The sequence below is a fragment of the Roseateles sp. genome (assembly GCF_047654805.1).
GTDB lineage: Bacteria > Pseudomonadota > Gammaproteobacteria > Burkholderiales > Burkholderiaceae_C > Pelomonas.
Genome location: NZ_JASGIV010000001.1, coordinates 5,400,901 through 5,415,159 on the forward strand (window position 1 = coordinate 5,400,901; position 14,259 = coordinate 5,415,159).

The following is a 14,259-nucleotide window of genomic DNA, read 5'->3' on the forward strand; positions in this document are numbered from 1 at the left end:
CAGGGCTTGAGGAATTAGCGCTGCGCCGGCGCTCCATCGAACCCAAGTTGCCGGCTGGCCACGCGCTGCAGCGCGCGCGCAGTCGTTGCGTCCAGCCCCAGGTCGACGGCCGCCTGTTCGTGAGAGCCCAGGCTCAGCGGATCCAGGCCGGTGATGGCGCCGAACAGCGTCAGCGCGCTGAGGTAGGAGCCGTACTTGCTCGCATGCGTACGGTCCAGCCACCAGAGGTCGACTGGCCCGGTGCTGTCCGTCGCAAAGCGACCTTCGGTGTCGTAGAAGCCGCGGCCGCGGGCCAGGCCCTCGTCGATGGCCCTCTGGAAGGCGTCGCCCACCGGCACGACGCCAGCGAAGCCCGGGTGGGAGGCCGCGATGTCGTTGAAGGCCTGACGCAGGTCGGCCGTCATGCCGGCAAGATCGGTGTAGTACGACATTGCGGTACCGCCAGCGGCAATGGGACGGCCATCGGCCGTCGCCAGGTCGGGCCTCGTGATCCTGTGCGCCTCCACCATGTCGGGCCGGGCCCAAGTCTGCTCCAGGTAGATCCTGGTGGCTGGGCTGGCATTTGCATTGGCGTGGATGTGGTGGTGGGTATCGCAGGCGGTCTGCGGCTGGCCCGCGGCCAGACAGGCCGCCAGGCCGCCAAAGAGCTGGGTCTCGGTGAAGTTCCGTTCCGCGCCGTCATGGATGAAGCGCTCGAACTGGATGGCGTAGGCGCGCAAGGCCGCGAAGCCGGCGTGCCTTGCCTTGCCGGACGGCAGAGCGCCGTCGCTCTGTTCCTGCAGGACGACGACATCCCAGGCCTGGCTGGCAACGTTGCCGCGCAGGTCCCAGGCCTTGCCGTAGAGGTTCAGGAAATGGCCGCGCAGTGAGGCCGCGTTGCGGGTGGACAGCGATACGTCGTAGCTCAGGCCGGCCGCGTCGGTCATCCTCTTGAAGATGCCGGGCACGCCGCCCCACGGATGGGGCTCGAAACTGCCCCGGCCGGACGTACCCACAGGATGGCTGTTGGTGCCGGCCGCACTGACCGCGTTGAAGCTCGCCGTCAGGTCGTGCACGGCGGCGGCGTTGTAGCCCATCACCGGGTTCGCGCGACCGAAGGTGTAGCTGTTGCCGACGAACAGGATCTTGATGGGGGTGGCCGCGGGCGCCGGCCCCGCAAGCGACGTGATCAGGGCTAGAGCGAGAAGGGCCTTGCTCATGGCTTGCCGGTGTTGTTGCGGGATCCGCCCGAGCGGGCCGAGACGCCGGGGGCTGCCCGGCGTCAGGCCCGCTGGCGCTGGGCGACAGGGTAGTCGGTGTAGCCCGCTGCGCCGCCGCCGTAGAAGGTCTCCTTCTGTGCCGGAGCCCAGGGCAGGTCGGCGCGCAGGCGCTCCACGAGATCGGGATTGGAGATGAAGGGCCGGCCGATGGCCACCGCGTCGGCGCGCCCGCTGGCGACGACATCCAGCGCCATCGTGCGGTCATAGCCGTTGTTGGCGATGTACGGACCGTTGAAGCGGCGGCGCAGCTCGGCGTAGTCGAAGGGCGCGTTGTCGCGCGGGCCGCCAGTTGCGCCTTCCACGACCTCGAGAAAAGCCAGCTTCAGGGGGCTGAGCTGCTCGGCCACGTAGTTGAAGAGGGCCTGCGGGCTGCTGTCTTGGCCGATGTCGTTGGCCGGCGTGACCGGCGACAGGCGCAGCGCTGTGCGGCCGGCACCAATGGTGGCGGCGATGGCCGTCATGACCTCGATGAGCAGCCGGGCGCGGTTCTCGATGGAGCCGCCGTACTCGTCATTGCGGTCGTTGGCGCTGTCGCGCAGGAACTGCTCCAGCAGATAGCCATTGGCGGCGTGGACCTCGATGCCGTCGAAGCCGGCGGCCACGGCGTTCTTGGCGGCCTGCACGTAGTCGGCGATGAGCTGGGGGATCTCATGCGTCGCCAGCGCGCGTGGCTCGTCGGTGGGCACCAGCTCGCCATGGGCTGCATAGGTACGGGTCTTGGCCGCGCGGTTGGTGGACGACACCGGTTGCTGGCCGCCCGGCTGCAGGCGCTTGACCGAGATGCGGCCTACGTGCCAGAGCTGCACGACGATCTTGCCGCCTTCCGCGTGGACGGCATCGGTCACCTGCTTCCACGCGGCGATCTGCTCGGGGCTGTGGATGCCGGGCGTATCGAAGTAGCCCTGGCCGTCGGGGCGGATCTGGGTGGCTTCCGTGATGAGGAGGCCGGCGCCTGCGCGTTGGCGGTAATACTCGACGTTCAGCGCCTGCGGTGTCTGCTGCGGCGAGCGGTTGCGAGTGAGGGGCGCCATGACGACGCGGTTGGCGAGATGGATGTCGCCGAAGCGGACGGGGTCGAACAACGTGGGCATGTGGACGAGCAAGCGGAAAGTGGATGGGCGCAAGGCTACGCAAGCAGCCTTGTCCTGTGGCGCATGCGGTTGATTTGGGATGTGTTATCCCAATCGCAAGCCCGCCGCGTCTGCAGAATCTTCGAATGACTCTGACTTCGAGTGTTGCGCGCCGTGGTTTTCTGGCCCTGAACCTGCTGGGCAGCATGGGCTGGGTCCGTGCGGCGCAGGGCGATCCCGCCCGTCGTGCCGGGGAATTCGTCGGTGATCTCGTGGCGGACCAGCGCATCCCCGGGCTGGCGCTGGCCGTGCTGCGCGACGGTCTGCCCCAGTTCACGCGTTGCTGGGGCACCGCCCGGCCGGGCGAATCCGACGCGATTGACGAGGGCACGCGTTTTGCATCGGCTCGGTGTCCAAACCCCTGCTGGCGCAGACGCTGCTGATGCTGGCCGTGGACGGCCGGCTGCGCCTTGATGACCCCATCCGGCGCCATCTGGAGGCCGTGCCCCCGCATTGGCGGGCCATCACCGTCCGCCAGCTGCTCAACCACACGGCCGGACTGCGCAGCGCGGGTGACCCCACACAGCCCGACGACATGCTGGCCGATGCCGGCCTGCTCCGGCAGATGCAAGCCCGCGGCGGCGCGCCCTTCTCCGAGGCGGAGCAGTTGGCCGCGTTCCAGGGCTTTGCGTTGCGCTCGCCGCCAGGGCAGCGCTTTCTGTACAGCAATGCGGGCTACAACGTGCTGGGCATGCTGGTGGGCCGAGTCACGGGGGCGCCATACACAGACTTCATGCGGCAGCGCGTCTTCGAGCCGTTGGGCATGGCGTCAGCCCGCTTCCTGAAGGCCGGCACCGACTTCGCCGACATGGCGGCGCCCTGTGCGGTCTCTGCCGACGGCCGTGTGCTGGATATCGGCGCGCAGCTCCCGCCGGTCCAGAAGGCCTTCTATGGTGGTGGCTGTGGCGGTATCCAGCTCAGCCTGCGCGACCTGATGCGCTGGGATGCGGGCCTGTCCGGGCGTGCCGCCGACGGTGCAGACCTGCCGCCCCGCTTCACGGCGCATCTGGCGGCGCTGCCCCAGCTGTGGGCCAGGCCGACGGCCATGGGGCAGGGCTTGGGGGAGGACGGCCGGCCGCTGGGCTACGGCCTGGGCTGGATCGTCAGCCGCAGCGCCTGGGGTGTACCCAAGGTGGGGCACGGCGGCTTCATCCCGGGCTACCGTGCCAGCTACGCCCGCTATCTCGGTCGCGCATCGGTCTGGTCGGTCGCCGTGCTGACCAATCAGTCGGCCGTGAACCCCGACGCCATCGCCGCCACGGTGGCCGGCATCTTTGCTCGCGCCGCTTTGTGAAGGCTTAGCGACAATCGGAGCATGCTCGCCTATCGCCACGCCTTCCATGCCGGCAACCATGCCGACGTCCTCAAGCACCTGGTGCTGACCCGCGTGCTGCGCTACATGGGCGAAAAAGACAAGCCCTACACGCTCATCGACACGCATGCCGGCGCCGGCGGCTACTCGGTCGAGGGGCGCTATGCGCAGAAGAACGCGGAGTATTCCGAGGGCATCGCCAAGCTCTACGACCGCCAGGACCTGCCGGCACCGCTCGCCGACTATGTGAGCCTGGTGCGCGCCTTCAATCCCGATGGCCAACTGCGCCAGTACCCGGGCTCGCCGGCCATCGCCAACTTCCTGCTGCGCGACACCGACCGGCTGCGCGCCTACGAACTGCACCCCACCGACCACCGCATCCTCGCCACCTACCTGGAGAGCCGCCCCAATACCCAGGTCAGCGACCGCGACGGCTTCGCGTCCATCAAGGCCGAGCTGCCCTCGCCGACGCGGCGCGCCGCGCTCCTGATGGATCCACCCTACGAGATCAAGACGGACTACGCCAAGGTGCTGGCGGCTCTGCGCGAGGCGCTGGAGCGTGCGCCGGACACCGTCGTCATGGTCTGGTACCCGCAGTTGCAGTTGCTGGAGTCCACGCAGCTCGCCACGCGGCTGAAAGCCAGTGCGGATGCTGCTGCCAAGAAGGGCTGGTTGCATGTGCGCCTCACCGTCACGCAGGCAGACGAGCGAGGCTTTGGCATGATGGGCAGCGGCATGTTCATTGCCAACCCGCCGTTCACACTGCACGACGAGCTGGCCGAATGCCTGCCGTTGCTGGTGGAGCGCCTGGGCCAGTACGACGGTGCCAACTACGTGCTCGAGCAAAAGGCGGTATGACGGAGAGCAAGCCGGTCACGATGGAGCAGATCGCCGCTCTGGCGGGCGTGTCGACCATCACCGTCTCGCGCGCGCTGCGCGACAGCCCCTCGGTGACGCCAGCCACGCGCGAGCGCGTCAAGACGCTGGCCGAGGCTGCCGGCTACCGCTTCAACCACCATGCACGCAACCTGCGGCTGCGCCGCAGCCACATGGTGGCCGTCATGCTGGAGATGCAGCCTGATACCGACCGGCCCATGACCGACGCCTACCCGCTGCAGCTGCTGGGTGGTATCACGCAGGAGCTGACGTCGCGCGGCTACAGCGTGCTGCTGTCGGCCATGCAGAGCCCGGGCCAGGGCATGGCCGCGTCGGCGGATGGGGTCATCCTGCTGGGTCAGGGTGCCAACGGCTCGGCGGTGAAGTCGGCCGCGGCCATGGGTCTGCCGCTGGTCGTCTGGGGCGCCGAGCACGGCCGTGGCGATGCCGTCGTCGTCGGTGGCGATAACGCCCATGGGGGCGCCAGCGCGGCCGAACGGCTGCTGCGCTTGAACCGGCGCGAGCTGCTCTTCCTGGGGGACGTGCGCCATGCCGAGATCCGTGACCGCCAGCAGGGTTTCGTGAAGGCGCTGAAGAAGGCCGGCACGCCCGGTGTGAAGACCCAGACGCTGACGCCTGCGGCCTTCACCTTCGGGGCCGGTTTCACGGCCGTACAGGCACATCTGGCCAAGGGCGGCAAGCCGCCCGACGGCTTGTTCGCCGCCAGCGACCTGCTGGCCATGGGCGCCGTGCGCGCCTTCACGGATGCGGGCTTGGCCGTGCCTGACGCGGTCTCAGTGATCGGCTATGACGATTCGCCCGCGGCCCAGAGCTTTGCACCGCCGCTGACCAGCGTGCGCCAGGACTGGCACCATGGCGGCGTGCTGCTGGCGCGCAAGGTGCTGGACCTCATCGCCGGCCAGGGCGCCGCCAGCGAGATCATGCCGACCGAACTGGTTGTCAGGTCGACCTAGTCGAGCACGACTTCCGTGCGCACGACGCCGGCGCGTTCCGCACTGGCGCTGAGGGCCAGCCGCGTACCCACCGGGGCGCGGACCACCCACTCCGCCACCGCGCGGTCGCCGGTGGGATGCTTGTTGAACAGGAAGGCGAGCTGGCTCTGTTTGGGTGCATGGCCTTCCAGCTGCGGGCCTTCCATGCGCTCCTTGCCGTTGACCAGGCTCACGGTCGGGTCGCTGACAGGCAGGTGGATCTCGAACATGACGCCACGCACCGTCTTGCGCTCCAACGCCCGCTGCGTGACGTAGGCCGGCAGATAGCCCGCGTTGGCCACGGCCATGCGCACCCGCCACATGTCCGGGCCCAGCGCGCGCACCTCGGTGCGGATCAGCTCCAGCCTGGGCAGGCTCATCGCGATCTGCGTCATCCACGCCGGGAAGCGCGCGGCCTCGCGTTCGCGCAGCGCAGGTGGCGGGTTGCGCCAGTAGTTCATCTTGTCCCAGCCGCCGATCTCCACGGCGCCCAGCTGCGGATGCTGGAAGGGCGTCCAGTCGACATGGGCCTGGCCACCACATTGCTCGTCGCTCCACTTCAGCAGCTTGAGGTCGTCCTCGACAGGATGCTCGCGGTACCAGTCGATGAACTTCTCGACCTCAACGCCGGCTTCCTTGCTGGGCGACCACAGCTCCACCACCCAGAACAGCGCCCCCAGGTGCTCGTAGACCCAGTCCTGCGTGCCGGTGATGACTTCCTTGGGGTGGTAGCGGAACTCCTCGTAGATGCTGATGGCCGGGTAGCCGGTGTGTCGCTCGCCCAGCGCCGAGAAATTCTGGAACAGCCAAAGATCCTCGGGCGTCATGTCCTTGTCGCTGCGCGTGCCGCAGGGGCGCAGGATGACGCCGCTGTGCGTGTGGAAGCTGATGGCCGCGCCGATGTTGGGGTGCTGGGTGACGAAGTCCACCATGGCCCGCACCTCGGGCTCGCTGGTGGGGTAGGGGCCGGCGCCCAGCTGCTGAAATTCCTGTCGCCACTCGCCGGGGAAGTTGCGGTTCAGGTCCAGGCCCTCGCGGTCGGGGTTGACCTTGACCGTCAGGCCGTCGTGGTTCTTGATGAAACCCTCGGGGATGAGGCGGTAGTACTCGCCGCCGAACTCGCCGGGCTCGCGCGCCACCATCAGCCGCGGGTCGCCAGAGTGCTTCTTGTAGCCGCCATGCGGGTCGGGCACGCGCATGGTCAGGATGCGGCCGTCTCCGTCGATGTCCTCGGCGGTCAGGCCGTCCACCGGCTCCTCGGTGTAGGGATAGGGGCGGGTGGAGCTGCGGATGTGGCGCGGGCGGTCTGCCAGGGCCAGCTCGGCACCGTCGGGGTTCAGGCGGGGCACCAGATAAAGCGTGCGCGTATCCAGCAGCCGGTTGATCTGCTGGGCCTCGGCTGACGTGCCGCCATGCTCCTTCAGCAGCCAGTGCAGGTAGTACAGGCAGGTCGTCGATGCGGTCAGCTCTGCGGCGTGGATATTGCCGTCCACCCAAAGCGCCGGCTTGTCGATGTCCATGCCCGTGGCCAGATGGGTCACGACCACGACCCAGATGTCGCGACCTTCGTAGCTCTTGCCGATGGAGCGCACCGACACGAGGTTGGGGCGTGCCTCGGCATAGGCGAAGAGCAGGGCGGTCAGTTCGTCGTGGCGATAGAAGTGGTCGAAGCGTGGGTTGGGCAGTGGGCTGGGCATGATGGAGACGGTGTCCCTGGCTGTGGCCTCGGGAGGGGGCATTTCGGAATGCCGCGGATTGTGTGGAGCCGGCATGCGCGGCCGCCCAGGGGTTTGCCCTGGGCGAATCTCACTGGCCCTTGAACAGGGCCTGGAACTGGCGTGACACCGGCAGCTTCTCGTCGCGGCCGCGCAGCGTCACGACCATGGTGCCCTCGTCGACGCGGATGGCGCGCGCGATGCAGCGGCTGTTGACGAGCACGCTGCGGTGGATCTGCCAGAACTGGTCCGGGTCGAACTGGGTCAGCAGCTCGCGCAGCGGCGTGCGGATCAGCGCATCGCCGCCCTGGTGGACGACGCGGGTGTAGCGCTGGTCGGCCTCGAAATAGAGGATCTCGTCCGGCGGAATCAGCTGCACTTCACGGCCTATGCTTGCCTGGATGGGGCGCGGCGTCGGCCTGGGCTGGCTCAGCTGGGGCAGGCTTGCCAGCAACTGCTGCAGGGCGCTTGTGTCGGGCGCCGGCTGGGCCAGGCGTGGGCGCAGCCGGGCCAGCGCCTGCGCAAGACGCTCGTCGTCGACCGGCTTGAGCACGTAGTCCACGGCGCCGGCGTCGAAGGCCGACAGCGCATGGTCGTCGAAGGCCGTCACGAAGACGATGAGCGGCGGCGTGGCCAGCGCGGACAGCCGGAGTGCCACTTCCAGGCCGGTCAGGCCCGGCATGCGGATGTCGAGGAAGGCGATGGCGGGCTCATGGGCCAGGCAGTCGTCCCAGGCCTCGACGCCGTTGGCGCTGGTGGCCACGATGTCCAGTTCGGGCCACAGGCGGGCCAGTGCGGCGCGGAGTTGCTCGCGCGGGGCTTCTTCGTCGTCGGCGATGAGGGCGGTGAGGTTCATGATGGCAGGGTCAGTGTGGCCAGGCAGCCGGGGTGGGCGTCCTGCAGGGTCAGGGTGGCTTGGGGGCAGGCCTGCAGCAGGCGGCGGCGCGTGTTGGACAGGCCCACGCCCTCGGCCCAGCCGGGTGTGAGGCCGGGGCCGTCGTCGCGCACGCTCAGCACCAGCTGCTGGCCATGGCGACGTCCGGTGATCCCGATATGGCCGCCACGCAGCTGGGGCTCGATGCCATGGGCGATGGCGTTCTCCACCAGCGTCAGCACCAGGCCCGGCGGCAGCAGGACGTCCGGCTCGGCCGGCACGTCGATGTCGAACGCGAGCCGCGTACCCAGACGGGCGCGCATGATGGCGAGGTAGCGTCTGACCATCTCGATCTCGTCGGCCAGCGGTTGCAGCTCGCGCTCGAACATGGGCAGCGTGGCGCGCAGATAGGCCGTGAAGTCACGCAGCAGCGGCGCGGCGCGGGCGTCGCCGGTGTCCACCCAGTGCTGCAGCGAGGCCAGCGTGTTGAACAGGAAGTGGGGCTGGATCTGGGCCGTGGCCAGGCGGCTCTGCAGGCGCAGCGCGGCGTCCTGCTCGGCAAGCTCCCGCAGCCGGGCCTCGATCTGCTGGGCGCGGAACAGGGTCAGCAGCCACCAGGCCGATAGCACGGCGGCCATGATGGCCAGCACCAGCGGAAGCTGGGCCTGCGTTTCTTCCCGCCAGCCGAGCTTGGCGCATAGCACGCCCCCCACGCCAACCATGAAGCCGACGACGTAGCAGGCGAGGTTCAGCCGCTTGGTCGTGGGTGTGCGCCACAGCCATCGGGCCACGGCCAGCGTCATCCAGCCCAGGATCAGCGCGGTTGGCCAAATCCACGCGAAATGCCGGTGGGACGGGGTGGTGACGGCCAGCACCAGCACCAGGTTCACGTAGACGTAGTGATCTATGCCACGTGGCCAAGGCTGATTGCCGGCGCGGGCCATCTCGTCTGCCGAGAAGACGCGGCGCGGGCCGGGGTAGAACCACTGCGACCAGTCGGCGGCGAGCCAGCGGCGAAAGGGTGAGGGAGCAGGCATGGACGCAGTCTAGGAGGGGCCGCATATGGGCTGTGCCGGCTTGCGGCGAATGGCAGATCCACGCGCATGGATGGTTATTCGACCGATCGGTCGGGAAAAGTGCAGAATGCCGGCATGCCTGCCTGGACCGCGCTTGAACTCGAACGCCGCGACGACGACGTCGCCCTGCTGACCATGAACCGGCCCACCGTGTTCAATGCCTTCGATGAGGCGCTGATCGCCGAACTGGACGCCGCCTTCGAGCTGCTGGGGGGCGATGACTCGGTGCGCGTCATCGTGCTGGCCGGAGCCGGCAAGCACTTCAGTGCTGGCGCCGACCTGCAGTGGATGCAGCGGGCCGCCGCCGCGTCGCAGGACGACAACCTCGCCGATGCGCGCCGCTTCTCGGCGATGCTGGCGCGCATCGCCGAATGCCCGAAGCCGACGATCGCCCGCGTCCAGGGCGCAGCACTGGGCGGCGGCGTAGGGCTGGTGTGCGCCTGCGACATGGCTGTAGCGTCCGACGCCGCCAGCTTCTCGGTCAGCGAGGCCAGGATGGGCATCCTGCCGGCGGTCATCGGCCCGCACCTGGTCAACGCTGTGGGCCTGCGCGAGGCGCGCCGGCTGGCGCTGACGGCCTCGCGCGTCGCCGCGGACGAGGCGCGGCGCATGGGCCTGGTGCAGCAGGTGGTGCCGGCCGAAGGCCTGGACGCCGCTGTAGCCGCGCTGGTCGCCGACCTGCTTGCCAGCGGACCGAGCGCGCAGGCCGAGATCAAGCAGCTCTACGCGCGGCTGGCGCCCGGTCCGGTAACGGCGGACGTGCGCGAGCTGACGGCCCAGACCATTGCCCGTGTGCGCACCACGCCCGAGGCCCGCGAGGGCTTTGCGGCCTTCCTTGGCAAGCGCAAGCCCAACTGGATGGCTTCCGAATGACTCTGAACGATTCCCGCATCCTCGTCGTCGGTGCCGGCCTCATGGGTGCAGGCATTGCGCAGGTGGCCGCCCAGGCCAACCATGACGTCGCCCTCTTCGATGCCCGACCCGGCGCCGCCGAGGCCGCCAAGGCCAAGCTCGCGCAGACGCTGGATGGCCTGGTTGCCAAGGGCCGGCTGGCAGCGGAGGCTGCCCAGGAGGCGCTGGCGCGCATCACGCCCGTCGATGCCCTTTGCACCGCCGATCTCGTCATCGAGGCCATCGTCGAGAACCTGGACGTCAAGCGCGGGCTGTTCGCCGACCTCGAGGCACTGCTGCCAGCCGAGGCCGTCATCGCGACCAACACCTCGTCCATTTCCGTGACGGCCCTGGCCCGCGGCATGAAGCGACCCGAGCGCTTGGTTGGCATGCATTTCTTCAATCCCGTGCCGCTGATGAAGCTCGTCGAGGTGGTGTCGGGTCTGGGCACGGCGCCCGAAGTTGCGCAGGCCGTCTTTGATCTCGCTCATCGCTGGGGCAAGACCGCGGTGCATACGCGCTCCACGCCGGGCTTCATCGTCAACCGTATCGCGCGGCCCTACTACGCCGAGGCGCTGATGCTTCTGCAGGACCGTGCGGCCCGGCCTGAGCTCATCGACGCCTGCCTGCGCGCGGCGGGGTTCCGCATGGGGCCCTGCGAGTTGATGGACTTGATTGGCCATGACACCAACTTCGCGGTGACCAGTTCGGTGTTCGCGGCCAACTTCTTCGATCGCCGCTTCACGCCGTCGCTGGTGCAACAGGAGTTGGTGGACGCTGGCTTCCTTGGCCGCAAGAGCGGGCGGGGCTTCTACCGCTACCCTGAGGGTGCACCGGCACTGCCGGGTTGCGGCTTTGCGGTTCCCGACGCCAAGCGACTGGTCGTGCATGGTCAGGGTTTCGTCGCAGAGAGATTCGCGGCGGCCTTCCCGCACGCCGAACGGCAAGTCCTCAGCGACTGGGTCGGCCTGGAGGCTGACCGCGCGCAGGTCCGCCTCACCGATGGCCGCACTGCGCGCGAGATTGCAGTCGGGCGGGAGCTGCAGGCGCCAGTCGTCGTCTTCGACCTGCCGCTAGGCCCCGGGCCGGACCTGGCTTATGCCACGTCCGGCAACTTCAGTGATCCCGTGGGCTGGCTGTCGGCATTGGGTTTCGCCCCCCGCGAGATGGTGGACGTGCCGGGCCTTGTCGTCGCGCGCACCATCGCCATGCTCATCAACGAGGCCGCGGACGCCGTGCAGCAAGGCGTCTGTGACGAAGGTGGCGCCGACGCGGCCATGAAGCTGGGCGTCAACTACCCGGCCGGCCCCTTCGAGTGGCTGGGCCACTGGGGCGCCGGCGCCGTCGTCGCCTTGCTTGACCGGCTCGACGCCCACTACCGCGGCGAGCGCTATCGCATCAGCCCCTACCTGCGCCACACGACATGATCCAAGCCTTCATCTGCGACGCCATCCGCACGCCCTTCGGCCGCTATGGCGGCACGCTCTCCTCCATCCGCACCGACGACCTCGGTGCGCTGCCGTTGAAGGCACTGATGGCCCGCAACCCCGGTGTGGACTGGGCGCAGGTGGCTGACGTCATCTACGGCTGCGCCAACCAGGCCGGCGAGGACAACCGCAACGTCGCCCGCATGGCCGCTCTGCTGGCTGGACTGCCGCAGGATGTGCCGGGCGTGACGGTGAACCGGCTGTGCGGCTCGGGGCTGGATGCGGTCGGCACCGCCGCGCGCGCAATCCGTGCCGGCGAAGCCGGCCTGATGATCGCCGGGGGCGTCGAGAGCATGAGCCGAGCGCCCTTCGTGATGCCAAAGGCCGAGAGTGCCTTCAGCCGCGCGAATGCCGTCTATGACACGACCATCGGCTGGCGCTTCGTCAACAAGCAGATGAAGGCACAGTACGGCGTGGATTCCATGCCCGAGACGGCTGAGAACGTGGCCGGCGACTTCGGCATCCCGCGCGACGCGCAGGACCGCATGGCGCTGGCTTCTCAATGCAAGGCCATCGCAGCGCAGCAGCGCGGCTTCTTCGAGCGTGAGATCGTGCCGGTGGATGTGCCGCAGAAGAAGGGCGACCCGCTGCGCGTTCTGCTGGACGAGCATCCGCGCGAGACCAGCATCGAGGCGCTGGCCAAGCTGAAGGGCGTCGTGAAGCCCGATGGCAGCGTGACGGCCGGCAACGCCAGCGGCGTCAACGACGGCGCCTGCGCGCTGCTGCTTGCCAGCGAGGCTGAGGCTGCGCGCCACGGCCTGAAGCCACGCGCCCGCGTCGTCGGCATGGCGACGGCCGGCGTGGCGCCGCGCATCATGGGCATAGGTCCGGCGCCGGCTACGCGCAAGGTGCTGGCGCTGACCGGCCTGCAGCTTGCGCAGATGGACGTCATCGAACTGAACGAGGCCTTTGCCGCGCAAGGCCTGGCTGTGTTGCGGGACCTGGGCCTGGCGGACGACGACGCTCGCGTGAATCCCAACGGCGGTGCCATCGCTCTGGGCCATCCGCTGGGCGCCAGCGGTGCCCGACTCGTGACGACCGCGGTCAACCAGCTGGAGGTGATCGGGGGGCGCTACGCGCTGTGCACGATGTGCATCGGCGTGGGCCAGGGCATCGCGTTGGTGATCGAACGCGTCTGATCACTCGAAGAAGAGCCGGCTGAGGCCCTTCAGGCTGACGAGGTTGCCCGGGTTGCTGGTCTCGTTGAGTACGCCACTCATGCGTTTCAGCAGCCGCGGACTCTTGTTGGCGCGCCAGATCAGCAGGTCTGCCAGCCAGGGGTGGGCGTTGACGCGGTTGGCTCGCTCGTAGAGGTCGAACTTGGGCTTTAGGGCCGTCAGCCCGGCTTCGTACGTGGCGCGCGCGGCCACGTCATCGTCGAGATGTTTGAGCAGCGCGTCTGCTGCCAGCATGCCCGTCTCCATCGCCTTGCCTATGCCCTCGCCAGTGAAGGAATAGGTGCTGCCGGCGGCTTCGCCGGTGACGAGCAGGCCGGGGCGCGTCCATTTCGCACCGGTCAGCGTGCAGCGCAGCGGCGCCCCCTTGAGTTCGCCGACGAGTTCACCGACGCGCATCAGTTCTGCCGCTGGTGCGTACTTGGCGACGAAGGCGTCGAAGATGGCGCGCAGGTTGACGTCCTTCTTCTGGCCCTTGCCGCCCAGATCCCGGTGGCTGTCCGTCACCCCGACGCCAATGTTGAAGTGGCCGTCCGGAGCCGGGAAGATCCAGCCATAGCCGGGACGCACGGACTTGTCCCAGACGACTTCCAGCGCCTGGATCCTGCCGACCATCTCCGGTGCCTTCACATAGCCGCGCAGCGCAACTCCGCTGGGCGTGTGGCGCTCGCACATGCCGGCGGCTGTCAGCGCCCTGGGCACCGCACCGGTGGCCAGCACGACCCAGCGTGCCCGCACCTCGATGAGGTTGTCGCCCTGCCTGAGCCGTGCACCGACGACGCGTCCGTCCTGCTCTAGCGGGGCCTCGAAGCGCGCTTGCTCGAAGCGGGCGCCGGCTTGCCGGGCAGCGCGCAGCAGCAGTGCGTCCAGTTCGCGCCGCGGCAGCACGGCCAGCGAGCCGGGAACGTCGATACGCCCACCGCGTGGGCCGATGCAGCCCACGTGGCTTACGGGCCTGGCCAGACGCATCACCTCGTCCAGCAGGCCGAGGCGAGCCAGGGCCTTGTGCGCGTCGGGGATGAGGCCGTCCCCGCAGGTTTTGTCGCGGCCCGGAGGGTGCTGGTCGACCAGCCAGACAGCAAGGCCGGCGTTGGCCAGCAACTGTGCGCAGGCACTGCCGGCCGGGCCGGCGCCCACGATCAGAACCTCGCAGTCCAGCCCGGCGGGCGGGACGCCTCCCTGTGTATCTGCAGTCAATTCGATGGGATCTCGATTGGGGGCGGCAATTCTAGAAGTCGTTTCTAAAGGGGTTAATACCACCCGGAAGACCCACCTGACCCGTTCGGGCGAATTGGATATGTGTGGTCGTGTGACAACGCCAGTGCCGTCAGTCACCCCTTGCAGGGGCGGTGATTGCCCTAGGTTTCTATTGTGTAAAGGACGCGGAAAGCCCAGTTTCACAGTCTATTGGGGCCTACCCGGATCGGCCGTCCAGCCGGCAATCGACAGACTCGCGCCGCGAAAAAGCGTTT

Annotated in this window: 13 protein-coding genes; 7 read left to right on the forward strand and 6 right to left on the reverse strand. The window is 68.7% G+C overall.

Annotated elements, in window-relative coordinates; translation table 11 throughout:
• Positions 1–14: 14 nt before the first annotated feature.
• Both QM732_RS24475 and QM732_RS24480 read right to left on the reverse strand, forming a co-directional pair.
• Positions 15–1,199, reverse strand: coding sequence for a hypothetical protein (locus tag QM732_RS24475; protein ID WP_415658688.1), 1,185 nt, complete (start codon positions 1,197–1,199; stop codon positions 15–17).
• A gap of 62 nt (positions 1,200–1,261) precedes the next feature.
• The gene (locus QM732_RS24480) at positions 1,262–2,350 is read right to left on the reverse strand and encodes an alkene reductase (protein ID WP_415658689.1); all 1,089 of its coding nucleotides are present in this window, start codon (positions 2,348–2,350) and stop codon (positions 1,262–1,264) included.
• Between the two features lie 125 nt (positions 2,351–2,475).
• On the opposite strand from QM732_RS24480, the gene QM732_RS24485 reads away from it, so the two are divergent.
• From QM732_RS24485 to QM732_RS24500, 4 genes are read left to right on the forward strand one after another with little or no spacing between them, the layout of a single operon-like run.
• Complete coding sequence (locus QM732_RS24485; RefSeq protein ID WP_415658690.1) at positions 2,476–2,772, forward strand: hypothetical protein; 297 nt, start codon at positions 2,476–2,478, stop codon at positions 2,770–2,772.
• A complete protein-coding gene (locus QM732_RS24490) occupies positions 2,739–3,683 on the forward strand; it encodes a serine hydrolase domain-containing protein (RefSeq protein WP_415658691.1) in 945 nt (314 codons plus the stop codon). Before QM732_RS24485 ends, QM732_RS24490 begins: the two co-directional genes overlap by 34 nt.
• A 21-nt stretch (positions 3,684–3,704) precedes the next feature.
• Complete coding sequence (locus QM732_RS24495; RefSeq protein ID WP_415658692.1) at positions 3,705–4,559, forward strand: 23S rRNA (adenine(2030)-N(6))-methyltransferase RlmJ; 855 nt, start codon at positions 3,705–3,707, stop codon at positions 4,557–4,559.
• Complete coding sequence (locus QM732_RS24500; protein WP_415658693.1) at positions 4,556–5,551, forward strand: substrate-binding domain-containing protein; 996 nt, start codon at positions 4,556–4,558, stop codon at positions 5,549–5,551. Before QM732_RS24495 ends, QM732_RS24500 begins: the two co-directional genes overlap by 4 nt.
• Here the strand turns inward: QM732_RS24500 and QM732_RS24505 are convergent.
• The 3 genes from QM732_RS24505 to QM732_RS24515 all read right to left on the reverse strand — a co-directional run bounded on the left by QM732_RS24505 (position 5,548) and on the right by QM732_RS24515 (position 9,195).
• Entirely contained in the window at positions 5,548–7,266 is a 1,719-nt protein-coding gene (locus tag QM732_RS24505; protein ID WP_415658694.1) for a M14 family metallopeptidase, read from the reverse strand. The genes QM732_RS24500 and QM732_RS24505 overlap by 4 nt on opposite strands.
• Before the next feature lie 109 nt (positions 7,267–7,375).
• Complete coding sequence (locus tag QM732_RS24510; RefSeq protein ID WP_415658695.1) at positions 7,376–8,140, reverse strand: LytR/AlgR family response regulator transcription factor; 765 nt, start codon at positions 8,138–8,140, stop codon at positions 7,376–7,378.
• Positions 8,137–9,195, reverse strand: a complete 1,059-nt coding sequence (locus QM732_RS24515; protein WP_415658696.1) for a sensor histidine kinase — start codon at positions 9,193–9,195, stop codon at positions 8,137–8,139. Before QM732_RS24515 ends, QM732_RS24510 begins: the two co-directional genes overlap by 4 nt.
• Positions 9,196–9,309: 114 nt before the next feature.
• On the opposite strand from QM732_RS24515, the gene QM732_RS24520 reads away from it, so the two are divergent.
• The 3 genes from QM732_RS24520 to pcaF are packed head-to-tail and all read left to right on the forward strand — an operon-like array spanning position 9,310 to position 12,751.
• A complete protein-coding gene (locus QM732_RS24520) occupies positions 9,310–10,107 on the forward strand; it encodes an enoyl-CoA hydratase-related protein (protein WP_415658697.1) in 798 nt (265 codons plus the stop codon).
• Complete coding sequence (locus QM732_RS24525) at positions 10,104–11,552, forward strand: 3-hydroxyacyl-CoA dehydrogenase (RefSeq protein ID WP_415658698.1); 1,449 nt, start codon at positions 10,104–10,106, stop codon at positions 11,550–11,552. The genes QM732_RS24520 and QM732_RS24525 overlap by 4 nt, the downstream gene beginning before the upstream one ends.
• On the forward strand, positions 11,549–12,751 hold the full coding sequence (gene pcaF / locus QM732_RS24530) for a 3-oxoadipyl-CoA thiolase (RefSeq protein ID WP_415658699.1): 1,203 nt from the start codon (positions 11,549–11,551) through the stop codon (positions 12,749–12,751). Before QM732_RS24525 ends, pcaF begins: the two co-directional genes overlap by 4 nt.
• On the opposite strand, the gene QM732_RS24535 is transcribed toward pcaF, so the two are convergent.
• Complete coding sequence (locus tag QM732_RS24535; RefSeq protein WP_415658700.1) at positions 12,752–13,984, reverse strand: NAD(P)/FAD-dependent oxidoreductase; 1,233 nt, start codon at positions 13,982–13,984, stop codon at positions 12,752–12,754. It lies immediately after the preceding gene.
• Between the last annotated feature and the right edge of the window lie 275 nt (positions 13,985–14,259).

Coding starts and splice junctions, on each gene's coding strand:
- QM732_RS24475 (WP_415658688.1), bottom strand. CDS start 1,199: ATGAGCAAGGCCCTTCTCGCTCTAGCCCTGATCACGTCGCTTGCGGGG.
- QM732_RS24480 (WP_415658689.1), bottom strand. CDS start 2,350: ATGCCCACGTTGTTCGACCCCGTCCGCTTCGGCGACATCCATCTCGCC.
- QM732_RS24485 (WP_415658690.1), top strand. CDS start 2,476: ATGACTCTGACTTCGAGTGTTGCGCGCCGTGGTTTTCTGGCCCTGAAC.
- QM732_RS24495 (WP_415658692.1), top strand. CDS start 3,705: ATGCTCGCCTATCGCCACGCCTTCCATGCCGGCAACCATGCCGACGTC.
- QM732_RS24500 (WP_415658693.1), top strand. CDS start 4,556: ATGACGGAGAGCAAGCCGGTCACGATGGAGCAGATCGCCGCTCTGGCG.
- QM732_RS24505 (WP_415658694.1), bottom strand. CDS start 7,266: ATGCCCAGCCCACTGCCCAACCCACGCTTCGACCACTTCTATCGCCAC.
- QM732_RS24510 (WP_415658695.1), bottom strand. CDS start 8,140: ATGAACCTCACCGCCCTCATCGCCGACGACGAAGAAGCCCCGCGCGAG.
- QM732_RS24515 (WP_415658696.1), bottom strand. CDS start 9,195: ATGCCTGCTCCCTCACCCTTTCGCCGCTGGCTCGCCGCCGACTGGTCG.
- QM732_RS24520 (WP_415658697.1), top strand. CDS start 9,310: ATGCCTGCCTGGACCGCGCTTGAACTCGAACGCCGCGACGACGACGTC.
- QM732_RS24525 (WP_415658698.1), top strand. CDS start 10,104: ATGACTCTGAACGATTCCCGCATCCTCGTCGTCGGTGCCGGCCTCATG.
- pcaF (WP_415658699.1), top strand. CDS start 11,549: ATGATCCAAGCCTTCATCTGCGACGCCATCCGCACGCCCTTCGGCCGC.